Annotated in this window: 18 protein-coding genes; 9 read left to right on the forward strand and 9 right to left on the reverse strand. The window is 60.1% G+C overall.

Going from position 1 to position 23,388, the window contains the following annotated elements:
• Nucleotides 1-108 precede the first annotated feature (108 nt).
• From B3I26_RS19350 to B3I26_RS19385, 8 genes are all read left to right on the forward strand, one after another.
• Nucleotides 109-843, forward strand: coding sequence for a hypothetical protein (locus B3I26_RS19350; RefSeq protein WP_296259976.1), 735 nt, complete (start codon nucleotides 109-111; stop codon nucleotides 841-843).
• 546 nt (nucleotides 844-1,389) lie between these two features.
• Nucleotides 1,390-2,631, forward strand: a complete 1,242-nt coding sequence (locus tag B3I26_RS19355) for an SfnB family sulfur acquisition oxidoreductase (protein WP_296259979.1) — start codon at nucleotides 1,390-1,392, stop codon at nucleotides 2,629-2,631.
• 23 nt (nucleotides 2,632-2,654) lie between these two features.
• On the forward strand, nucleotides 2,655-3,884 hold the full coding sequence (locus B3I26_RS19360) for an SfnB family sulfur acquisition oxidoreductase (protein WP_296259980.1): 1,230 nt from the start codon (nucleotides 2,655-2,657) through the stop codon (nucleotides 3,882-3,884).
• Nucleotides 3,884-5,266, forward strand: a complete 1,383-nt coding sequence (locus B3I26_RS19365; protein WP_296259981.1) for an LLM class flavin-dependent oxidoreductase — start codon at nucleotides 3,884-3,886, stop codon at nucleotides 5,264-5,266. The genes B3I26_RS19360 and B3I26_RS19365 overlap by 1 nt, the downstream gene beginning before the upstream one ends.
• Nucleotides 5,267-5,385: 119 nt before the next feature.
• Nucleotides 5,386-6,180, forward strand: coding sequence for a MetQ/NlpA family ABC transporter substrate-binding protein (locus B3I26_RS19370; protein ID WP_296259982.1), 795 nt, complete (start codon nucleotides 5,386-5,388; stop codon nucleotides 6,178-6,180).
• 2 nt (nucleotides 6,181-6,182) lie between these two features.
• The gene (locus B3I26_RS19375; protein WP_296259984.1) at nucleotides 6,183-7,310 is read left to right on the forward strand and encodes a methionine ABC transporter ATP-binding protein; all 1,128 of its coding nucleotides are present in this window, start codon (nucleotides 6,183-6,185) and stop codon (nucleotides 7,308-7,310) included.
• On the forward strand, nucleotides 7,300-7,944 hold the full coding sequence (locus B3I26_RS19380; RefSeq protein ID WP_296259986.1) for a methionine ABC transporter permease: 645 nt from the start codon (nucleotides 7,300-7,302) through the stop codon (nucleotides 7,942-7,944). Before B3I26_RS19375 ends, B3I26_RS19380 begins: the two co-directional genes overlap by 11 nt.
• 196 nt (nucleotides 7,945-8,140) lie before the next feature.
• Entirely contained in the window at nucleotides 8,141-8,767 is a 627-nt protein-coding gene (locus tag B3I26_RS19385; protein WP_296259987.1) for a class I SAM-dependent methyltransferase, read from the forward strand.
• Here the strand turns inward: B3I26_RS19385 and B3I26_RS19390 are convergent.
• The 4 genes from B3I26_RS19390 to B3I26_RS19405 form a co-directional block, all read right to left on the reverse strand.
• On the reverse strand, nucleotides 8,701-10,992 hold the full coding sequence (locus tag B3I26_RS19390) for a glycoside hydrolase (RefSeq protein WP_296259988.1): 2,292 nt from the start codon (nucleotides 10,990-10,992) through the stop codon (nucleotides 8,701-8,703). The two genes, B3I26_RS19385 and B3I26_RS19390, sit on opposite strands and share 67 nt — an antisense overlap.
• Nucleotides 10,993-11,087: 95 nt before the next feature.
• Complete coding sequence (locus B3I26_RS19395) at nucleotides 11,088-14,234, reverse strand: efflux RND transporter permease subunit (RefSeq protein ID WP_296259991.1); 3,147 nt, start codon at nucleotides 14,232-14,234, stop codon at nucleotides 11,088-11,090.
• Nucleotides 14,231-15,301 (reverse strand): efflux RND transporter periplasmic adaptor subunit, encoded by a 1,071-nt coding sequence (locus B3I26_RS19400; RefSeq protein WP_296259992.1) that lies wholly within the window; start codon nucleotides 15,299-15,301, stop codon nucleotides 14,231-14,233. Before B3I26_RS19400 ends, B3I26_RS19395 begins: the two co-directional genes overlap by 4 nt.
• Complete coding sequence (locus B3I26_RS19405; protein ID WP_296259994.1) at nucleotides 15,298-16,425, reverse strand: efflux RND transporter periplasmic adaptor subunit; 1,128 nt, start codon at nucleotides 16,423-16,425, stop codon at nucleotides 15,298-15,300. Before B3I26_RS19405 ends, B3I26_RS19400 begins: the two co-directional genes overlap by 4 nt.
• A gap of 156 nt (nucleotides 16,426-16,581) precedes the next feature.
• On the opposite strand from B3I26_RS19405, the gene B3I26_RS19410 reads away from it, so the two are divergent.
• Complete coding sequence (locus B3I26_RS19410) at nucleotides 16,582-17,748, forward strand: AAA family ATPase (RefSeq protein ID WP_296259996.1); 1,167 nt, start codon at nucleotides 16,582-16,584, stop codon at nucleotides 17,746-17,748.
• Nucleotides 17,749-17,996: 248 nt separating this feature from the next.
• Here B3I26_RS19410 and B3I26_RS19415 read toward each other — a convergent pair whose 3' ends face one another.
• The 5 genes from B3I26_RS19415 to B3I26_RS19435 form a co-directional block, all read right to left on the reverse strand.
• Nucleotides 17,997-19,034 (reverse strand): ABC transporter substrate-binding protein, encoded by a 1,038-nt coding sequence (locus B3I26_RS19415; RefSeq protein WP_296259998.1) that lies wholly within the window; start codon nucleotides 19,032-19,034, stop codon nucleotides 17,997-17,999.
• 89 nt (nucleotides 19,035-19,123) lie between these two features.
• A complete protein-coding gene (locus B3I26_RS19420) occupies nucleotides 19,124-19,990 on the reverse strand; it encodes an ABC transporter permease (RefSeq protein WP_296259999.1) in 867 nt (288 codons plus the stop codon).
• A 134-nt stretch (nucleotides 19,991-20,124) separates the two neighbouring features.
• Nucleotides 20,125-21,006, reverse strand: a complete 882-nt coding sequence (locus B3I26_RS19425; protein ID WP_296260001.1) for an ABC transporter ATP-binding protein — start codon at nucleotides 21,004-21,006, stop codon at nucleotides 20,125-20,127.
• Nucleotides 21,007-21,048: 42 nt separating this feature from the next.
• Nucleotides 21,049-21,945, reverse strand: a complete 897-nt coding sequence (locus B3I26_RS19430; RefSeq protein WP_296260003.1) for a TauD/TfdA dioxygenase family protein — start codon at nucleotides 21,943-21,945, stop codon at nucleotides 21,049-21,051.
• A gap of 529 nt (nucleotides 21,946-22,474) precedes the next feature.
• Nucleotides 22,475-23,263, reverse strand: a complete 789-nt coding sequence (locus B3I26_RS19435; RefSeq protein ID WP_296260005.1) for a MetQ/NlpA family ABC transporter substrate-binding protein — start codon at nucleotides 23,261-23,263, stop codon at nucleotides 22,475-22,477.
• Nucleotides 23,264-23,388: the final 125 nt, after the last annotated feature.

Below are 23,388 nucleotides of genomic sequence, written 5' to 3' on the forward strand. Positions count from 1 at the left end.
ACACTACGCATCGAGCGTGTACTTAGGACATCGATTCAACAGAGTGCCCGTGATGGCGATTACCGTTGCACCGCTTACTTCAGGCCCAACTTCCAGTGAGAACCGAAGATGATTCATACCCCTGTCAGCCGAACGCCGCTAAAACTCTTTGCACCGTACTTACCGCAATCAAACAAACAGGGGATCGGTGCGCTGGCCGCCACTCACCTGTTAGTCAACATCGATCCTTACCCGCAGATGGAGTGTGGCGATTTAATCGAACTTTTTTGGGGAGACTGTTATGTCGCGTCGACACTGTTATCGGAATCCGACATTGGATATACATCCGTCCTACATATACCCGAGAGTTTCCTGCAGAGCGGCAAGGTCAAAACTTACTATCGTGTGACGAAGATAGGCAGCGAATCCGTCCGATCACCCAGTTGCAAAGTCTGGGTCAAACTGGAAACGCCCGGTGGCCATCTGGTCAGCGCGGAGGGTGATGAAAACCAAGGGCTGGCCCCGGTGAAGTTTCCCGACTCCGTCATGCATCGGGGGTTGAGCGCTCAACAAGTGAAAGACGGCATCCATGTCACGATCGAGCCCTACCTGCACATGGAGGTGTACGATGAAATCACCCTGCGCTGGGGCGATATCCGCATGGATATTCCCGCGCTGACGGAGCAACAGGTCGGCCGGGACATCACGCTTCATGTGCCGGCTGCGCTGATCCGCGAGGCCGGGGACGACCCGCATCAGGAAGTGACTTACTGCATCATCGACCGGGTAGGCAACAACTCACTGTGGGCACCGGCACGTAGCCTCAAAGTCTGTACTGGCGCTACCCCCGAGCTTGAACAGTGACCGCTGCCCCGCCCCGAAAGCACCGTCGCGACGCGCGCTATCGCGCTGCGGCGGTGCTGGAGGTTACAGGGTCTTGAATTACCCAGTTCGTCGCGGTGGGTCCGAAGCGTGAACGAATCTTCCACTGCGCTGTTCACCAGACGCATCCCGAAATTTTTATAAAACTCCTGCAACGCCCAGCCAGGATCGGCGTTCCCCCGCCAATGAGCGGCGTGGAACTCCCTGCGAATCGTCCGCCATGCCGCCAACCGATCGTCGGCCACTCCACCCTCTTGCTGCTCTTCAGTCCATACCCACGATGGGCAAACCTGCTGACCTGCAAAAATCGAAATGTACCCATCAGCGCCCCTTTTCGGCTTCTATGCTTATTCCCAAATGTAAGTTTATTTAATTTTTATACACGCTTAGGGTATATGCACCGGACCACCGGACCACTGCAAGTTCCCCTGCCGCCAATGCGGCGACGAATCGAGGTTCCAATGGGTCCGTACACAATTACCCCAGTGCATAACGCCAGGGCATTGAGCATTTGGAGAAGTCGCCACCATGACTGATCTAAACGCACTTTCTGTCCAGCACACCCTGGACATTGCTCCCCCTCTGCTGCCCGCAAAAGTACTGCGTAACGACGCCGAAGCGCTCTGCGCCGCCCACCAGCTGGCAGCCCTTATCCGGCCTGGCGCTGCCACGCGAGATCGCGAGCGCCTGTTGCCATGGGCTGAAATCGAACTGTTCACGCGCAGCGGTTTGGGCAGTATTTGCGTACCGAACGCATACGGCGGGCCTCAAGTATCGTTCGCCACCGTCGCCCAGGTATTTGCCATTGTGTCCGCAGCCGATCCTGCGGTTGGGCAGATACCGCAGAATCATTTCGGAATTCTCAATTCACTGATCGGCAGCGCCAGCGATGCGCAGAAGAAAGTGCTGTTCGACAGCATTCTCAACGGCGCGCGCATCGGTAACGGTGGCCCTGAACGTGGCACAAAAAACACGCTTGAAGTGAAGACGCGCTTGACCGCCGACGGTGATCATTTTTCGCTCAATGGTCGCAAGTTTTACTCGACCGGCGCGCTGTTCGCCCACTGGGTCGCAGTCAAGGCGATCAACGACGACGGCAAACAGGTGCTGGTCTTCGTGCCGCGCGGCACGCCGGGGCTGCATATCATTGACGACTGGTCCGGCTTCGGCCAGCGCACCACCGCCAGTGGCAGTGTGCTGCTGGAAAACGTGCGGGTCAGTGGCGAGCTGGTGATCGAAAACTGGAAGCTGGCCTTGGCGCCGAATATCCAGGGTGCGGTTTCGCAACTGATTCAAGCGGCGATCGACGCAGGCATTGCTCGTGAAGCCATCGACGAAACCATTGGCTTCGTGCGCGAGCGCTCAAGGCCGTGGATCGACGCTAATGCCGAGCGCGCCAGCGACGATCTGTACGTCATTGCCGATATCGGCAAGCTGAAACTGGAACTGCACGCTGCCGAAGCCTTGCTCAACAAGGCCGGTCGCGTGCTGGATGAAATCGCCGCGGCGCCCATCGATGCGCAATCCGCTGCCCGAGCGTCCATCGCGGTGGCCGAAGCCAAGGTGCTCACCACCGAAATCGCCCTGCAGGCCAGTGAGAAGCTCTTCGAGCTGTCCGGCAGTCGCGCGACGTTGGCCGAATTCAATCTCGATCGTCACTGGCGTAATGCTCGCGTGCACACCTTGCACGACCCGGTGCGCTGGAAGATTCACGCCGTCGGTGCCTGGAACCTCAACGGCAGCCTGCCTGCCCGTCACTCCTGGATCTGAACCAGACAACTGGAAGCACACATATGAGTCTTCAATCCTTGCCGCGTGACACGCAGGCGGCGACCGCGATCATCAAAGATGACGCCCAGGCACTGCACGTCGCCCATGCGCTGGCCGAGTCATTCAAAGAGCAGAGCGCCATTCGTGATCGCGAACGCCGTCTGCCGCACCTTGAACTGGAACAGTTTTCCCGCTTGGGGCTGTGGGGTATCAGCGTGCCGAAAGCCTTTGGCGGCGCGGGGGTTTCCAGCGTCACCCTGGCCGAAGTCATCCGCCTCATCTCGGTGGCCGATGGCTCACTGGGGCAGATTCCACAGAACCACTTCTACGCCCTCGAAGTGCTGCGCGTGAACGGCAGTCCCGAGCAGCACAAGCGTCTGTATGCCGAAGTGCTCGGTGGCCAGCGATTGGGTAATGCGCTGGCCGAACTCGGGACCAAGACCGCCCACGACCGTACCACGCGCCTGAGCCGTGACCCGAGCAGCGTTGACGGCCAGGGCTGGCGCATCAACGGGCGCAAGTTCTACGCCACGGGTGCGCTGTACGCACAGCGTATTCCCACCTCGGTCATTGATGACGACGGCGTTCAGCAATTGGCATTCGTCCCGGCTGATGCGGCGGGCCTGCAAGTGATCGATGACTGGAGCGGGTTCGGCCAACGCACCACCGGTAGCGGCTCGGTGGAGTTCGACAACGTGTTTGTCAGCGACGAGGATGTGGTGCCGTTTCAGACGGCGTTCGAGCGCCCGACGACCGTCGGCCCGCTGGCGCAGATTCTTCATGCGGCCATCGACACCGGTATAGCCCGGGCGGCTTATGAAGACGCCCTGCATTTCGTGCGCACTCGTACCCGTCCCTGGATCGATTCGGGCATCGAAAAGGCCGTGGACGACCCGTTGACCCTGCACAGTTTCGGCAGGCTTGGCATCCGCCTTCATGCCGCCGAAGCCTTGCTCGAACGCGCTGGCGAATATCTGGACCGGGCGCAGGCCCAGAGCACTGCCGAGAACGTGGCAAAAGCCTCAATTGCCGTGGCCGAAGCCCGCGCCATCAGTACCGAGATTTCGCTGGCGGCCAGCAGCACGCTGTTCGAACTGGCCGGCTCGCAGTCGACCCTGGCCGAGCACGGGCTGGATCGCCACTGGCGCAATGCTCGGGTCCACACCCTTCATGACCCGGTGCGCTGGAAGTACCACGCCATCGGCAATTTCTACCTTAATGAGGTTAACCCTCCACGCCGGGGGACGATCTGATGAGCAAGAAAAAGATCCTGCTCAATGCGTTCAACATGAACTGCATCGGGCACATCAATCACGGTTTCTGGACCCACCCACGGGATACCTCGACCCAGTACAAAACCATTGAATACTGGACCCACCTGGCTCAGCTGCTGGAGCGCGGGATGTTCGACGGACTGTTCATCGCCGATATCGTAGGGGTCTACGACGTCTATCAGAAATCGGTTGATGTCACGTTAAAAGAGTCGATTCAGCTGCCGGTCAACGACCCGCTGCTGCTGGTCTCAGCCATGGCTGCAGTGACGAAAAACCTCGGTTTTGGCCTGACCGCCAATCTCACCTATGAAGCGCCCTATCTGTTCGCCCGCCGCATGTCGACGCTCGATCACCTGACGCGCGGGCGCGTGGGCTGGAATATTGTCACCGGCTATCTGGACAGCGCCGCCAAGGCCATGGGCCTCACGGAGCAGATCGAGCACGACCGTCGTTACGACCAGGCCGACGAATACCTGGAGGTGCTGTACAAGCTCTGGGAGGGCAGCTGGGAAGACGACGCGGTGATAGAGGATCGTCAGGCGCGCATTTATGCGCAACCGGAAAAAGTGCACTACGTGCGCCACCACGGCGAGTTCTATCAGGTTGAGGGCTATCACCTGTGCGAGCCATCGCCGCAGCGCACGCCGGTGCTGTTTCAGGCCGGCAGCTCCGAACGCGGTTTGCAGTTCGCTGGCAGCAATGCCGAATGCGTGTTCATCAGCGCGCAGAACAAATCCGCGACCCGCGAGCAAGTGGACAAGGTGCGCGCCAGCGCCGTGGCCGCCGGTCGCAACCCGGACGACATCAAGGTGTTCATGGGCCTTAACGTCATCGTCGGAGTGACTGAACACGCCGCGCGCGCCAAGCATGCGGAGTATTTGAAGTACGCCAGCGCCGAGGCCGGACTCGCGCACTTCGCCGCCTCGACCGGTATCGACTTCGCCGACTACGGACTGGACGAGCCGATCCAGCACGTCAAAGGCAACGCCATTCAGTCGGCAACCAAAATTCTCAAAGACAACGACTGGACCCGTTACAAACTGCTGGACCAGCACGCGCTGGGCGGTCGCTACATCACGGTGATTGGCTCGCCCGAGCAGGTGGCCGACGAGCTCGAATCGTGGATCGCCGAGACCGGCCTGGACGGCTTCAACCTGACCCGCATCGTCACGCCAGAGAGCTATGAAGACTTCATCGAGCTGGTGATCCCCGAGTTGCAACGGCGCGGTTCGTACAAGACCGCTTACGAGCAAGGGACCTTGCGCGAGAAGCTGTTCGCCGAAGGCGATGCGCGTTTGCCACAACGGCATATCGGCGCCGGCTACAGGCAAAAGCAGGATTCAGAAGCGCTTCCCCTGTAGCAATCCGGCTTGCGACGGTGGCGTCTTCACGCGCGCTGCCGTTGGCAAGCCGGACTGCTACAGAACGCGCTCTGCCCAACCGGCCTCACTCATCAGATTATTGAAGCGGACATAACAATATGAGCAAAACACTTCTGACCCTGGCCCTGTCCTTGGGCCTGTTCACCGGCGTTACCCAAGCAGCCGATCAGCCACTCAAGGTTGGCACCACCGCCGCCTTCGCCATTCCGCTGGAGGCCGCTGTCGCTGAGGCAGACAAGCAAGGCCTTAAAGTCGAACTGGTCGAATTCACCGATTGGATCGCGCCGAACGTGAGCCTTAACGCGGGCGACATCGACGTGAACTACTTCCAGCACATTCCGTTTCTGGAAAACGCCAAGGCTGCATCGGGCTTCGATCTGGAGCCCTACGCGCCGGGCATCATCAACAACGTAGGCTTGTACTCCAAAAAGTACAAAAGCTTCGATGAACTGCCAACCGGCGCCACCGTGGCCATCGCCAACGACCCGATCAACAGCGGCCGCGGGCTGCAACTGCTGGCCAAGGCAGGCCTAATCACCCTTAAACCGGGCGTCGGTTACAAGGCCACCGAAGACGACATCACCGCCAACCCGAAGAAGATCAAGCTGATTCAGGTCGAAGCGGTGCAGTTGGTCCGCGCTTATGACGACGCCGATCTGGTGCAGGGTTACCCGGCGTATATCCGCCTGGCGAAAACCTTCGATGCAGGCTCGGCGATTCTGTTCGACGGCCTGGATCATCCGGAATACGTCATCCAGTTCGTGATCAAGCCGGACCACAAGGACGACCCGCGCCTGGCCAAATTCATCGACATCTACCAACACTCCCCTGTGGTGCGCGCTTCACTGGATAAAGTGAATGGCTCGCTGTATCAGGTTGGCTGGAAGAACTGAACATGAATGCAACCATGCAACGCTCCCTGCCACTGGAAGAGCCCGCTGCGCATTCCGCCGCACAGGCGAGCCTGCATCCGGAGAAAGCCAATGCCCACGTGCGCTTCAGCCAGCTGGGCAAGATTTATGAGGGCCAGCAAGGACCGGTCGCGGCACTGCAAGGTATCGATCTGGATATTCAGCGCGGCGAGGTGTTCGGCATCATTGGCCGCAGCGGCGCAGGCAAATCATCGCTGATCCGCACCATCAACCGCCTGGAGCAACCCAGCAGCGGGCGGGTATTGATCGATCAGGTCGACATCGCTGCGTTCAACGAAGACAAGCTGGTGGAGCTGCGCCGACGGATCGGCATGATCTTTCAGCACTTCAACCTGATGTCGGCCAAAACCGTGTGCAAGAACGTTGAGTTGCCGCTTAAGGTGGCCGGCGTTCCCAAAGCGCAGCGCAAACGCAAGGTTGCCGAGCTGCTGGAGTTGGTGGGTCTGCAAGACAAGCACGATGCCTATCCGGCGCAGTTGTCCGGAGGGCAGAAACAGCGCGTGGGCATTGCGCGCGCGCTGGTTCACGACCCGCAAATTCTGCTCTGTGACGAAGCCACCTCGGCCCTTGACCCGGAAACCACGCAATCGATTCTCGGCCTGCTGCGCGAGATCAATCAGCGGCTGGGGCTGACGATCATCCTTATCACCCACGAAATGGCGGTCATCCGCGAAATCTGTGATCGCGTGGTGGTTCTTGAGCGCGGCAGAATCGTCGAGCAGGGCCCGGTCTGGCAGGTGTTCGGCGACCCGCAGCATGAGGTCAGCAAAACCCTGCTGGCGCCGTTGCAACACGCGTTGCCGGAAGACGTGCAGGCTCGCCTGCAAGCGCAGCCATCGGACAACAAGGCCAGCGTCGTGCTCGATCTGCAATTCACCGGCAGCGACGGCAACGAGCCGGATCTGTCAGCGCTGTTCAGCGCGTTTGGCGGGCGCGTCAGCCTGCTGCACGGCGGTGTGGAACGCATTCAGGGACGAGCGCTGGGGCATTTGCTTCTGGCCGTTAGCCACTCGCCGTTGTCGCCCGAAGAACTTCTCCTGCGCGCACGCAAGCTGGCGCAACATGCAAAGGTACTGGGCTATGTGGCTTGATCGTTTGTGGCAAGGCGTTATCGATACCTTTCTGATGGTCGGCGTGTCATCGCTGATAGCGCTGATCCTGGGCATTCCGCTGGCGGTCATTCTCGTCACCAGTGCCAAGGGCGGGATCTTCGAAGCACCAAACGTCAATCGTGTATTGGGTGCGTTCGTGAATATCTTTCGCTCGGTGCCGTTTCTGATCCTGATGGTCGCGCTAATTCCCTTCACCCGGCTGATCGTCGGCACCACCTATGGCGTGTGGGCCGCCGTCGTGCCGTTGACCATTGCGGCTACACCCTTCTTTGCGCGCATCGCCGAGGTCAGCTTGCGGGAGGTCGACCACGGTCTGATCGAAGCTGCGCAGGCGATGGGCTGCCGACGCTGGCACATCGTCTGGCACGTCCTGCTGCCCGAAGCGCTGCCGGGTATCGTCGGCGGCTTCACCATCACCCTGGTGACCATGATCAATTCGTCCGCGATGGCCGGTGCGATTGGCGCGGGTGGTTTGGGCGACATCGCTTATCGCTACGGGTATCAGCGCTTCGATACACAAGTGATGCTGACGGTGATCGTGTTGTTGGTGGTGCTGGTGGCAGTGATTCAGCTGGGCGGGGATCGGCTGGCGCTTCGGTTGAACAAACGGTGAAAAGGATCGAAAACCGATCTGCTCGCACGCTACCACAGGCTCTCCGGTGAGGTTTGCTCATGAGACCCGAAGCATCCGGCGGCTGTGCGAACGCTTTCGTGAGCAAGCTCACTCTCCACCGTTTTCAATCATGGTCCCAACCGTGATCCCGCGCCGGGGTATATTGGCGGCTCCTTGCGCTCAGAATCGGCCTACGATGAAACTCGATCCACAGGACCTCGCTCAGATCACCTCGACAACGCTGGGCAACTACAACGATGTGGCCGAGGGCTTTCGCCAAGGCACTCGGGATCACGATGTCAGCCAGAACATCGATGCCCTGTTGCGCAATATTCGAGGCGTTGCGCCGTTTCGGATTCTCGACTTCGGTTGCGGACCAGGGCGGGATTTACGCACGTTCAAAGCCTTGGGGCATGTCGCAGTCGGGCTGGACGGTTCGCAACGCTTCGCCGAGATGGCCCGCGCCGACAGCGGGTGTGAGGTGCTGCAGCAAAATTTTCTGGAGCTCGACCTACCCTCCGAACAGTTTGACGGCATCTTCGCCAACGCCTCGCTGTTTCACGTACCCAGACAGGAACTGCCGCGGGTGCTGAGCCAGTTGCGCGCAGCGTTGAAACCCGGCGGCGTGCTGTTCAGTTCCAATCCGCGCGGCAACAACCAGGAAGGCTGGAAAGGCGAGCGTTATGGCGCGTTTCATGATCTGGATTCATGGTGTGCGTTGCTGACCGAAGCAGGGTTTGTCGAGATCGAGCATTACTACCGGCCAGAAGGCTTGCCCAGAGAGCAGCAACCTTGGTTGGCGAGTGTCTGGCGCAGAACCTGATAGGTCACCACCGTTGCATCGAGCCCAATCGCCGTCACACTGTGCGGCCCGAATGCCTGGCCGCCAACGTCCCTGGCCGTGCCATCAAAATTCGCCACCAGCCGTGTGCCATCGGCGAACGTGGTTTGTTGAACTCGCTTGTCGTGAGTCAACCACTGGAACCCGGTCATTGCTTGCGTCCCAAGACGCTCATGCAAAGGGCGGAAAAAAGCGTCTTGGCGCTGTATCGCCTTCAACCGTCTGCTCAGCGTTTCGCGGCTCACGTGGTAGAGCGGCGGCACGTTGTAGAGCAGCTGCGTCAGTTCGTTCTCAATCTGGACGTTGCTGAGCTTGAGGCTGTCGAACAGCCAATGGTGGGTGGTGATGACCGAGCCGTGGAACACGGTCTGATAGAGCGGCAGACGGGTCGTCGGATCGAAGTGCACGCGGCGATAAGGCTCCTTGATCGGCACTGGCTTAAAGAAAACGGCAGGCTGTTCGGGAGGATACCAACTGCCCAGATACCAGGGTGAGGTCCTGTTGCGGGCCAGGTCAGGGTCACCCCAGCCAATCACCGGCGTCTGCATTCCATGAGCAAAGAGGATGCCCTGAGACGTGCTCGCGTTGCCGTCCTCGGAGCCGACAGTCAGCCCCTGTGACTCGGCGATCCACCGCGCCCCATCGACGTTGGCTTCTGCGTTCTGCGCTTGGGTCAGGCTCGCACCGGGACGGTAACTGTCGAACACCATTCCCGTGGCGTAGGCATCGAGAAACCAGCTGTTGAACCCGGCCACCTCATGGATTGCTTGCACGCGTGCCTCAAGCAAAGGCCGGACACAGCGCGGATCGGTGTATCGCCCGGATTGCTGAAAGCCGCTCCTGGGCCTGCCGTCCTTGAGGACGATCCCGCAGTCGCGGTGCGCATCGCTGCCCAGATGGGCGGTGGTCCAGTCTGGATTCTCGTTGTCGGAAAGCGCTGTCTCATATGAGTCGTAGGGCGCAATCAAATAGCCCGCCTGCACGGCCGCTCGAACCGCTTCGGGATGCCACAGGCCGCCCTCCCACCCTTCGCCGAGGCCTAGCCATAAGTGCGTGAGACCGGCAGCACGCATCGCATCGATGTTCTTCGCGGACAGCATGCCGCCCCACGTGGAAGGGTCATCAGTGAGGGCTGCGCCAAAAAGCTGGGCAACTTGCGCTCGCAGCTCGCCATAGCTCCCCGCCAGGCGCCGCATGTTCGGCCTCGACTCGGAGCGCCATTGGTCTCGGGCTACTGAATTGAACGCCTGGTTCAAACCGCGCAGCACCCGGATCTGCTCCCATCGCTGCACCGGTGCGCTTTTGCGCTGGAGTATCGCGCTCGCCTCGGCATCCATGAGCTTCGACAGCCGACCGGCCAGAGGTGCCGGAGACGCAAGAACCTTGAGCAAACGTGGCCAGGAACGGACATCGTCCGGGCCCAGCAAATCATTGCCCCATAAATAGAGATGTGTCGCGCCCAGCAATTTGCGGGCTTCGGGGGTCGCAGCGAATTTTTCCTCAAGGGGCAGGTACGCGCCAGTGTCGATTAGCCATTGCCGATAATGACGCGCCCCGGCCAGCGGGTCCGGGTCACCCAGGTACAGGCGAAAGGTCAGGGGCGCGTGAGGATCGAGCGAGGTGAATTCATGACGGGCGGAAATCGCCAGGGCGTCGCCTTCGGCCTTGAGCACGAGTCGGTTGTTGAATGGGTGGGTCATCATCCAAGTGAGACTGAACGTGCCGTGGTGCATGCCCCACAGCGGCAGACTCAGGTCCTGCGTGGTATTGAGTTCACCCTGCCCGACCAGAAACCGCTGCCACACGGCATCGCCCCTGGGCACGTAATGCCCTTCGGCAGGCGGCCATATCAGCGCCCTGCCCATCGCATCAGCGGGCTGATTGAGAATATCCAGCACACCCGCCTCGCGGGCCCTGAGCGTTAGCAGCAATTCACGCTGATCAAGGTGTGCTTCGAGCGACCAAGCGCCCTCATTCCACTGCCAAGTGAGTCGATTTGATGTTCGCTTAAATTGACTGACTGGGTGCGTGGCGACGCCCGTGGAGACGTCCACCCACATTTGTCCGGCGGGCTGCACCCGAATCGCCAACGTCGAGGGATCCACATCAACCCGCCAAATTGCGTTGTCCAGTGCCTCACCGGCCGACGCAGGCCCGCAGACGAAAGCGCACAGCCAGCACACGGCGCGCAACAAAAACCCCGACATATCGACACCCCTGAGCCATGGAGGGTGTCGACCCTAATCGGAACGCCTGCAGGCGTCTCTCAGACACGTCCTAAAATCACGAAGGCCCTCGCAACTCAGCGCGTAGGCGCTGGCTCACTCTGATCCCCCTCATCGTCAGTGCCCTTTTCCTCGGCTATGTGCTTCTTGTCCTGTTCAGCCTTCTCCCGCTGCTCTTGGGTCGGCTCCTTGATCTTGTACCAGGCCACATACAGCGCTGGCAGGAACAGCAGCGTCAGCAAGGTCGCGATGATGATGCCGCCAATCATCGCGTAGGCCATCGGCCCCCAGAACACCTCGCGGGCAATGGGGATCATGCCCAGGCTGGCCGCCGCAGCGGTGAGCAGAATCGGCCGACGACGATGTTCGGTGGCTTCGGCGACGGCATCCCATGGCAGGTAGCCGGCGATTTCATATTCATGGATCTGCGTCACCAGAATCACCGAGTTGCGGATGATGATGCCGATCAGCGCCAGAATCCCGAGAATCGCCACGAAGCCCATCGGCGTTCCCGTCGGCACCAGGGCCAGCACCACGCCGATCAGGCCCAACGGCGCGACACTGGCGACCAGGAACATCTTCTGCACGCTCTGCAACTGGATCATCAGGAACGTAGCCATCAGGAACAGCATCAGCGGCACGACCTTGGCGATCGGGCCTTGGGCCTTGCCGCTTTCCTCTACCGTGCCACCGGTAGCGATCTTGTAACCAGTGGGCAAGTCCGAGGCGAACTTATCGATCTCGGGCTTGAGTTCTTTCACCAGATCCGTTGGCTGCATCTCATCCCGCACGGCAGCCTTGAGGGTAATGGTCGGCTTGCGGTCGCGACGCCAAACCAGCGGTTGCTCCATCTCATAGCGCACGTTGGCGAACGCCAGCAGCGGGATGGATGTGCCTTGCGGCGTGACGATCTGCAGGTTCTGCAAGGTCTCTGGCGAATCACGCTCGATGTCCACCGCGCGGCCGATTACGTTGATCAGGTAAATGTCATCGCGCACTTGTGTGACAGCCGAACCGCTGACAATGCTGTTCATCAGCTGCGCCACGTCCTCGGAGGACAGCCCCAGCTGCCGCGCCTTGTCCTGGTTGATGTCGATACGCAGGACTTTGCCGGGCTCGTTCCAGTCGTAGATCATCTCGCCGATGTGCTGGTTCTTGCCAAGCAGGGTCGCCAGATCGATGGCGTGCTGGCGAACCTTGTCGATGCTGTCGCCACTGACGCGGTATTGAATCGGGCGCCCCACCGGAGGCCCCATTTCCAGTGGCTGGACATAGGTGCCGATACCGACAAAGTCTTCACGCAGGCGCTTGTTAATGCGATCCATCAGCCCTGCACGTTCCTTCAGGCCTTTGCTGACGATCACTAACTGCGCGTAATACGGGTTCTCCAGTTGCTGATCCAGCGGCAGGTAGAAACGCACGGCGCCCTGCCCGATGTAAGTGCTCCAGCGCACGATGTCCGGATCATCCTTAAGCGTTGCTTCCAGCCTGTCCACGGCCTTGCGTGTCTCGTTGATCGAGGCGTTCTGCGGCAGGTTGAGGTCGACCAGAATCTCGGGGCGGTCCGAAGACGGGAAGAACTGGTTCTGCACGAAGCGCATGCAAAACACCGAGGTCGCGAAGAGCAACACAGTAATGATGATGGTCAGCCAGCGATGGCGCATGGCCCAGAACATCGAGCCATTAAACGCACGCGCAATGCGGCCCGGCTTGTCGTGCTCATCTTTCTTCTTCACGTTTTCGCTGAGAATGTGCACCGCAATCACCGGCGCGAACAGCACCGCCACGACCCACGAGACCAGCATTGCCACGGCGATCACCGCGAACAGGGTGAAGGTGTATTCCCCCGCCGAGCTGGCGTTCAGGCCAATGGGCACGAAACCGGCCACCGTCACCAACGTACCGGTGAGCATCGGGAACGCTGTGGAGGTATAGGCGTAGGTTGCGGCCTGCTCCTTGGATTCGCCCTTTTCCAGGCGCGAGACCATCATCTCCACGGTGATCATGGCATCGTCCACCAACAGGCCGAGGGCGATGATCAACGCACCGAGCGAGATCCGCTGCATGGTGATGCCGCTGTACTCCATGAACACGAAGACCATCGCCAACACCAGCGGGATCGAGCATGCGACCACCAGACCGGCACGCATGCCGAGGCTGATGAAGCTGACGATCAATACGATCACCACCGCTTCGAACAAGGCGCTGGTGAAACCGCCGACGGCCTTTTCAACGACCTGGGCCTGGTCCGAGACGTTATTCACGCCAACGCCAATAGGCAGGTCGGCGGTAGCCTCATCCATGCGTTCATGCAACTGCTTGCCGAATTCCTGGACGTTACCGCCCTTCTTCATCGCAATCGCCAGGCCAATGGCTGGCTTGCCATTAAAGCGGAACAACGGCTTGGGCGGATCGACATAACCGCGAGTGATTTCAGCAACGTCGCTCAACCGGTAGAAGCGGTCATTGAGGCGCAGATTGACCTTTTCCAGGTCCTTCTCCGAGGTGAACTGCCCGGAGGTGCGGACCGAAATCCGCTCAGGTCCGGCCTCGATCACACCTGCCGGGGTCACCGCGTTCTGCGACTGCAGGCTCTGCACCACCTGCCGTTGATCCAGCCCTAATGCAGCCAGTTTGCGAGTGGAGAAGTTCAGGTACAGCACTTCGTCCTGCTGGCCAATCATCTCGACCTTGCCCAGCCCCGGTACGTCGCGGATCTGCACCCGCACCTGTTCGACGTAATCGCGCAGCTGGCGCATGGTCAGGCCGTCGGCGGTGAAGGCATAGATCGAGCCGTAGACATCACCGAACTCGTCGTTGAACGAGGGGCCCTGCAACCCTTGAGGGAACGTGCCGCGAATGTCGTCGATCTTTTTGCGGACCTGATACCAGATCTGCGGAATCGCCGATGCACTGGTGGTGTCGCGCAGGTACACGAACACCGTGGATTCGCCCGGGCGGGTGTAGCTCTTCACATAATCGAGGGAGTCGAGTTCCTCGAGCTTTTTCTCGATGCGGTCGGTGACCTGCTCAAGGGTTTCGTCCACCGTGGCGCCCGGCCAGCGGGTCTGGATGACCATGGTCTTGATGGTGAACGAGGGGTCTTCTTCACGGCCCAGGTTCATGTACGAGAACACGCCCATCAGCAAGCCGACGAACATCAGGTACCAGACGAAAGATTGATGCTTAAGGGCCCAATCGGAGAGGTTGAACTTCCCTTTCATCGTGGGCTGTCCTTATCGACTTTAACTTTCTGCCCCGGTTTGAGGCTGTTCACACCGGCCGTTACGACCAACTCACCGCCTCTGACGCCACCTGTCAGCACTATGCTGTCATTGTCGCGACTGACGACCTGCACGGGGCGCGGCGACACAGTCTGGTTTTGGGTGTCGATGATCCATACCTGGGTCTTGCCGTCGACCTCCTGCAGTGCGTTGGCGGGCAACTCGATGCGCGGCTCGATGGCGGAACTGAGGGTCACGCTGATCGCCGTGCCGAGGCGAAACGACGATGGTGTATCCGCGAGGGTCAAACGCGCCCGACGCGTGCGGGTTGTGCTTTCAGCCTGCGGCTCCAGCTCGCGTACAGTCGCGGTGGTGTTAATGTCAGGGTCCAGCTGACTGGCGACCTTGAACACCACGCCCTTGGGTAACTGATCAGCCAGCGAACCGGGCAGATCGATGACGGCTTCCTTGATATCCGGTCGGGCCAGCGTCACCACCTGTTCGCCAGCGCTGACGACCTGCCCGGCTTCGACCTTCCACTCGGTTACGACGGCGTCGTGATCGGCTCGCAGTTGGCTGTAGCTCAACTGATCCTTGGCCTGTTGTGTCGCAGCCTTGGCTTGCTCATAGGAGGACTGCGAGGTTTTCAGGTCCGTCACCGCGACATCCAGCGCAGCCTGGGCACCGACGCCGCGATCGAACAGTTCCTGTTGGCGGCGGGCATTGGCCTGGGCGTTGATCAGTTGCGCCTGGACTCGCGCCAGATCGCCCTGAGTGGAACGCACCTGATTCTGTTGATCGGTCGGATCGAGCACGGCGAGCATGTCGCCCTTCTTCACCTCGGCGCCGACGTCCACGCTGCGCTGAGCGATACGACCCGAGACGCGAAAGCCCAGGGTGCTTTCATAACGTGCGGCGATGTTGCCGGCAAAACGGCCCAGGCTTTCCTCGGACTGGGGTTTGACTTCAACGAACAGCACCGGGCGCACAGGCTCCGGCGGCGGTTCTTCCTTGCTGCATGCACTGATCAGCAGCGCGCCAAGCACGATCCCCGACAGGCGCTTCATTGCTGCGCTCCTGCCGCGTTCTTCCGGGCATCGGCCAGCTCGACCTGCATGTCCGGATGCAGCAACTGGTTGCCAGCGACGACCACTTTTTCACCATTATTCAAACCGTCGATGATGATCACCTTGCCCGTCAGGTAGCGGCCCACCGTCACCCCGCGCAGGCTGGCCTTGTTCTGGTCGTCGACCACCCATACCGCCGGCTGGCCGAGCTGATCGCCCAAGCCCTTGGTCAAGGCCGACCACGGCAACTCGACGCTCTGCTTGGCAGGCACCTTCAACGCTGCACTGACGACCGACCCCAGCTGCATGCCCGGAGGCAGAGATGCCAGGGCAATTTTCACCTGTAACGTGCCGGTCTGTGCCGAGACCGCCGGGGTGATTTCCCGCACCTTGCCCATTGCCTTGATCTGCGGATTATCCAGCAACGTGACCTCGACTGGCTGGTCGGTGGGCGGGTTGACGAACAGCGACTCGTAGACGTTGAACACGGCATCGCGCTCTCCGTCACGCGCCAGGCTGAAAATCGGCATCGTGGCCTGCACCACTTGACCGACCTCGGCCTGCCGCGCGGTGATGATGCCCGGTGCATCGGCGATCAGCGAGGTGTAGCCCAGTTGCTCGCGGGCGTTGGCCAGCTGCGCCTGGGCCGCCTTCAACGCGCTCTGGCTGCCGCGCAGTTGTGCCTGCGCGGAGTCGTATTCGCTTTTGCTGGTGTAACCCTTGGGCAGCAGTTTTTCCTGACGCACGAACGCCGCAGCGGTCTGCGTCACACGGGCCTGTTCAGCGGCTTGGGCAGCAATGGCCGAGTCAACGTTGGTCTGCAAGTCCTTGGGATCAAGCTTGGCCAGCACTTGCTTGGGGCTGATGCGATCGCCCACATCGACCATGCGCTGGATGATCTTGCCGCCCACGCGGAACGACAGCTGGGTCTGCACGCGCGCCTGAATATCGCCAGTGAGCGCGACGGCAGCGGCGAATTCGGCGGTCTTGACCTCCTGCACCTGCACTCGCGGCAGTACAGGGTCCTTGGGTTTTTCCTTGCTGCAGCCTGACACCAACGCCAGGCACACGCCGAGCGTCAGGACCGTCAGGCCATGTTTGAAAACCGGGGGTTGAGCAGGCATGCAAGCTCCTTGTGCCAATGCCGTTGCGTGCATCACGCTGCCGAGCGTCGTCTTAACGTGATCATGCGACTGCGAGCGTAGATCAGGGTTCCTTGCACAGCTAAACTGCGCCAGCCCGATTCGCCAGCTGCGCACATTAACAGCAAGGAACGCTCGATGCTCACTACCTTGGCCGTGGCCAACTACCGCTCGATCAATACGCTGGTGGTGCCCCTTGCGCGTCTGAATCTGATTACAGGCCCCAACGGCAGCGGCAAGTCGAATTTGTATCGCGCACTGCGCTTGCTCGCTGAAACGGCACAGGGTGGCGTTATCCATGCACTGGCGCGCGAAGGCGGATTGAAGTCGACCGTTTGGGCCGGGCCGGAAACGATCAGTCGACGCATGCGCAATGGCGAAGCCGAGATTCAGGGTGGGCCGCGCAAGGAAGTCGTCCGACTGCGTTTGGGCTTCGCGTCCGAGGACTTCAGCTACGCGATCTCACTGGGCCTGCCCTCGCCGCCTGACGCGCCGACGGCCTTCGGCCTGGACCCTGAGATCAAGCGCGAGTGCATCTGGGCCGGGGCGGTGTATCGGCCTGCCAGTTTGCTGGTCGACCGTGCAGGCCCCATGATCCGCGCCCGCGAAGGCCGCAGCTGGGATGTGTTGGCGCAACACACGCCGACCTACGACAGCCTGTTTGATCAGGTTGGGAACCTGCGCTCGTCGCCGGAAGTGCTGCAACTACGCGAGAGCATTCGCGGCTGGCGATTTTATGATCACTTTCGCAGCGACGCCGACGCGCCTGCACGCAAGCCGCAACTGGGAACGCGCACGCCGGTGCTTCACCACGATGGGCGGGACCTGGCGGCAGCCTTGCAGACGATTCGCGAAATCGGCGAGCCCGAAGCGCTGGATGCCGCGATCAGCGACGCCTTCCCCGGCGCGCGCATCCAGATAAACGCTCAGGGCGGTGGACTGTTTGCGCTGGAGTTTTACCAGCAGGGTTTGTTGCGGTCCTTGTCAGCGGCCGAGTTGTCGGATGGAACATTGCGTTATCTGCTGCTGATCGCCGCCCTGCTGACGCCACGGCCGCCGACCATGATGGTCCTCAACGAGCCGGAAACCAGCCTGCATCCTGATCTGCTGCCTGCGCTGGCCAGGCTGATCATGAGTGCTTCGCAGCGCTGTCAGGTCTGGGTTGTTTCCCACGCCAGCCGCCTGATCGCCGCGCTGGAGCAGGATCCCGAATGCAACTGCATCGTACTGGAGAAGGAATTGGGACAGACCGGAATCGTCGGCCAGGGCATGCTCGATGAGCCTGCCTGGCATTGGCCGGATTGAGGGCCGCGATTCACCGCCCCTCCCCAATCTGCGAAACATCATTTGACTCTGCCGACGCTGAGCGTCAAAGGCGGCATTCCCAAGCAGAGCGTGGGAACGATCAAAACGACACCCTACCTGTAGGAGCAGCCGGAGCTGTGCGACAACCGCGAATGCGGCGGGTCAGTCGCATCAATGGTAGCTGACCCACCACGCCCGCCGCCGTCGTAACCTCCTGCCTCTCCCACAGGTACCCTTTCAGTCCAAAATCAGCTGCCCGCGCCACCGTAGGCTTCTTCAAAGAAAAAATCCTTCCAGCTGTCGGCCTTGTTTTTCAGCACGCCGATCTCATGCAGCTTGTCGGCGTAGATGTAAGTGCGTTGCGGGACGACGGTGAAGTCGATTTCCGGGTCCGACACGATCTTCTCAACCAACGGCAGCGGCAGCTTGGATTTCTCGACGTCGATGTACGTCTTCGCCGCTGCGGCTTTATCAGCCTTGATGATCTGCTCGGCTTCGGCCAGCGCGTCATAGAAGGCTTTGTAGGTCTTCGGGTTTTCGTCATGGAATTTCTGGGTGGTGTAGAGCACGTTAAACGTGGCCTGACCGCCCAGCACATCGTACGAGCTCAGCACTTTATGCACGTTCGGGTTTTCCAGCTCCTGATACTGGAACGGCGGGCTTGAGAAGTGCGCGCTGATTTCCGAACCGCCTGCGATCAACGCTGACGTAGCATCCGGGTGCGGCAGGCTGACGGAGATGTTGTCGAATTTCTTGTAGTTGTCGTTACCGAACAACTTGGCGGTTTCGATCTGCAAGGTGCGCGACTGGAAGCCCACGCCTGCAGCAGGCACGGCAATGCGATCCTTGTCGGTGAAGTCGTTCAAGGTCTTCACTTCAGGCTTGTTGCTCAGGAGGTAATTGGGCATCGACCCCAGAGAGGCGATCGCCTTGACGTTCTGCTTGCCCTTTGTCCGGTCCCAGATGGTCAGCATCGGCGGTACACCCGCCGAGACCACGTCCAGAGCCCCGGCCAGCAGCGCTTCGTTCATTGCCGTGGCACCGGAAATGCTGTTCCAGTCGACCTTGATATCGATGCCTTCTTCCTTGCCATGCTTCTCGATCAGTTTCTGCTGCTGCACCACGTCGAGGATCAGATAACCGATACCGAACTGCTGAGCGATGCTGATCTTGCCTTCGGCATGCGCGCTGCTGCTCAACAGCGCGCCAGTCAGACCCAGGGTGGCCGCCAGTGCCGTCATCACGTGTGGGAGCGAACGTGCTCGCGAAGGTTTGGTGTACCCCATGAAATCCTCACAATGAAACTCGAAAGTGTTCGATAGCTGAAGGCCCGGTTACCCCGGTCATTCAGCATGTTTTTCTTCTTATTGCCTGCTCAGCGCTGCATACCCCAACGCTTGACGGTCAAGCGCTCGACGTTGCTGAACAGCAGGTTTTCCACCAGCAGGCCGATGATGATCACGGCCGCGAGACCCGCGAACACCTTGTCGGTGTACAGCTCATTGCGGTTCTGGAAGATGTACCAACCCAACCCGCCCTTGCCCGAGGACGCGCCAAACACCAGCTCTGCAGCGATCAGGGTGCGCCAGGCGAATGCCCAGCCGATTTTCAGACCCGCCAGAATCGACGGCAGCGCGGCGGGAATCAGGATGTACCAGACGAAGCGCAAGCCCTTGAGGCCATAGTTGCGACCGGCCATGCGCTGGGTTTCGGAAACCCCGAGAAAGCCCGCGTAGGTATTGAGCGCCAAGGCCCACAACACCGAATGCACCAGCACGAAGATCAGGCTGTTTTCGCCAAGCCCAAACCACAGCAGCGACAGTGGCAGCAGCGCGATGGCAGGCAGCGGGTTGAACATCGCGGTCAGGGTGCCGAGCAGATCGCGACCCAGCTGTGTGGAGACCGCAAGCGTGGTCAGCGCGAATGCCAGGACGATGCCGATCAGGTAGCCCTTGACCAGCACGGTCAGGGAAATCCATACCTTGCTCAGCAGCTCGCCCGTGACGATGCCATCGATAAACGCCTTGGCGGTATCGATGAAACCGGGCAGCAGCAGGTCATTCCCTTGAATGCGCGCAGCGATTTCCCAGATCACCGCCAAGGCAATCAGGATCACGCTCTTGCGCACCCAGCTCAGTTGCCAGATACGTTGTGCCAAGGGGATTTCGCGGGCCAGGTCTTCCTGAGTGAAAGGCTCCAGCGCGATTTCGTATTCCTCGCGAATGGGGGGTGAAAAGCTCATGGTGTTGTCTCGTCAGGGCCACCGCCCTTGTAGGAAAGCGCTTGCCCGCGATTGCAAAGTGTCCGTCAAAATAGCTGGCGCAGACAGAATGCAATCGCGGGGCACCACGCCCCTGCAAGAAAACGGGGCGCACATTAATAGGCGATGCGAATGTCCTGAAACCGCAGATCCTGTTCCACCGCAGGCGCTTCGCCCTCGTCGAACAGCAGCCGATGGATACGCTGCGCGGTAGCCTGAAAATCAACACCACCGAGGCTTTTCAGGTCGTATTGATGGCTGTTGATCTCGGCACGCACGCGCCCCGGATGTGGGGACAGCAGCAGAATCCGGTTGCCCACTACCAACGCTTCCTCGATGGAGTGGGTGACGAACAGCAGCGTGAACCGCACCTCTTCCCACAGCTCCAGCAACTCCTCCTGCATCTTGCGCCGGGTCAAGGCATCGAGCGCGGCGAACGGCTCGTCCATCAGCAGGATTTTCGGTTGCATCGCCAGCGCCCGGGCAATCGCCACTCGCGCCTTCATGCCGCCGGACAAGGTGTGCGGATACGCATTGGCAAACGCGCTCAAGCCGACTTTTTCCAGGTAATGCCGGGCACGTTCTTCGGCTTCACGGCGCTTGAGCGTGCGCGAGGCCAGCAGCGGGAACATGACGTTCTCGATCACTGTCTTCCAGGGCGGCAGTTGATCAAACTCCTGAAACACCACGATCCGGTCCGGCCCTGGCTCCTTGACCTGCTGACCGGCCAGACGGATCTGCCCTTCGCTGGGCTTTATGAAACCGGCGACCGCCTTGAGCAACGTGGACTTGCCGCAACCCGATGGGCCGAGCAGGACGAAGCGGTCCGCCGGATCGATCTCGAAACTGACTTGATGAGTGGCCCGCACCACGCGTTCCGGCGTGCGGTATTCAAGGCTTACGCCCTGGACTTGCAATAGCGCTTCAGCGGTAGGCTGATTGGCCTGTTGCGCATTTGAGCGATTGCTAGCCGTGTGGCTTTGCAGAACAGCGTTCATGAAACGGGGCTCCTTCATTCAGGGCAGAAAGCAGTGCATGAATCAGAACGGAGCGTCGCCCTGGATGGTGGTGCGGTGCAGGCGTCGGCGCAGATGATCAGGGGTGCCGCCTGCCAGGTGAATCAGCGAGCGGTTGTCCCAGAAGACCATGTCGTTTTCCTGCCATTGATGGCGGTAGACGTTTTGCGCACGCACGCTGTGCGCATAAAGCTCGTTCAGAATCGCGCGGCTTTCGTCTTCGGGAATGCCGACGATGTGGGTGGTGAAACCCTCGCTGACGAACAGCGCCTTGCGGCCGTTTTCCGGGTGCGTGCGCACGATCGGATGACTGACTACGGCTACTTGCGCCAACTGCTCGGCGCTGAGGGTCGGGCGCCAGTTTTCGGCGTTGTGCCCGTCGCGGTAGCGCGAGGTGTAGCTGTGCACGGCGCTGCGGCCTTCGACAGCCTTGCGCAAGTGTTCAGGCAGGGTTTCCCAGGCCTGGTGCATGTCGGCGAACAATGTGTCACCGCCTTCACTTGGCAGCTCCTGGGCGTAGAGCATCGAACCCAGGCTCGGCAGCTCTTTATAGGACAAGTCCGAGTGCCAGTACTTACCTGCATCGCCCAACCCCACCGGCTGGCCGTTCTCGACGATATTGGAAACGATCAGGATTTCCGGGTGGTTGGCGAGCAGGAATTGCTTGAGCACGTGAATCTGCAGCACACCGAAACGGCGGCTGAAATCGATCTGCTGTTGCGGGGTGATGTGCTGATCACGGAACACCACGACGTGGTGATCCAGATGCGCGCGATGCACGCGAGCGAAGTCTGCATCGTTTAGCGGCTGGGACAGGTCAAGCCCGACGATTTCCGCGCCCACCTTTTCGGTGAATGGACGCACATCGAACTGCTGGTCCGGCGTATGCGCGGATGTGGAAGCTTGGGAGGCTGCTGGCATGAGAACTCCGACTCCAGAATAGGCGTGACTGAGAAGTCGGAACTTTATAGATATAAGAAGGGAAATTTAAATATCGATAGAGCATATGGATAGCGCCGAATGTGCTAGCGGCGGCCCAATGCCAGTATTGGTCACCGTGCTGATACCAAATCCTTATCGTTAGAGACGAACCAGAAGTCCAGGATAGCGGTCTATCTCAGTCTTTTCAGCCGGGTCTGGCTTCGAATCGAGAGACCTTAGGGAATTAAAAAAGGGGACCGAACATGCTGCCACGAGCCCGCGAATCCGACCCATCGAACGACAGGGCGCACGAAGACTACGTGAAATTGCTCATCGCCCTGCGTCGCGCATTGGGCACACATGCAAAAACGCCGACGCATGTACAAGCCGTCGGCGTGAAAAACATAGGGCAGTGATCCGGTTGTCGCGCCGAGCGACTCCCCTGTAGCCGTCCGCCGTGCTGGCGGCGGTCGTCTCGCAACCGCCGGCAGGCGCGCGGCTACAGGAACACGCTCAATACTCCGTCCAATCAGAACGCTGGCAATACCGCGCCGTCGTACTTCTTGTTGATGAAGTCTTTAACTTCCTGGCTGGTCAGTGCCTTGGACAGCTTGTTGATCGCGTCGGTATGAGCGTTGTCGGTACGGGTCACCAGAAAGTTCACATACGGCGAATCAGCACCTTCGATGATCAGCGCGTCTTTCTTCGGATTTAACTTGGCTTCCAGCGCGTAGTTGGTGTTGATCAGGTCCAGGTCGACTTGATCCAGCGCGCGCGGCAGCAAAGCCGATTCCAGCTCACGGAATTTCAGTTTTTTCGGGTTGGTGGCGATGTCTTTCGGGGTCGCCAACGCATTGGTCGGGTCTTTCAGGGTGATCAAGCCGTTCTTCTGCAACAGAAGCAGTGCGCGACCGGCGTTGCTGCCTTCGTTAGGAATGGCAACGGTCGCGCCTTCCGGCAACTGATCGATGGACTTCCACTTCTTGGAATAGCCGCCGAACGGTTCCACGTGGACGCCTACGCCGGTCACCAGATTGGCGCCTTTGCCCTTGTTGAAGCCATCCAGGTAGGGCTTGGTCTGAAAGTAGTTGGCATCCAGACGTTTCTCGTTCAGTTGCACGTTCGGTTGCACGTAGTCAGTGAAAACCTTGATTTCCAGATCCACGCCTTCCTTGGCCAGCTCAGGCTTGATCAGCTCCAGAATCTCGGCGTGCGGAACGGCAGTGGCGCCGACAACCAGTTTCTCTGCAGCCTGGGCCGCAGTAACGCCGAGGGAGAGGGCAGCCGCCAGTGCGGTGAACAGCAACGTCTTTTTCATTCGATGTCCTTAGAAAAATTCCGGTCGCCTTGGCGGGCGATTTCTATAAGCAGAAGTGCCGCTGCCCCCCTTTGTAGGAGGGGAAGCGGCGTGATGCGGACATTACCGAGAATCTTTATTCCATG

It is taken from the genome of Pseudomonas sp. UBA5706, assembly GCF_002419965.1.
Taxonomy (GTDB): Bacteria; Pseudomonadota; Gammaproteobacteria; order Pseudomonadales; family Pseudomonadaceae; genus Aquipseudomonas.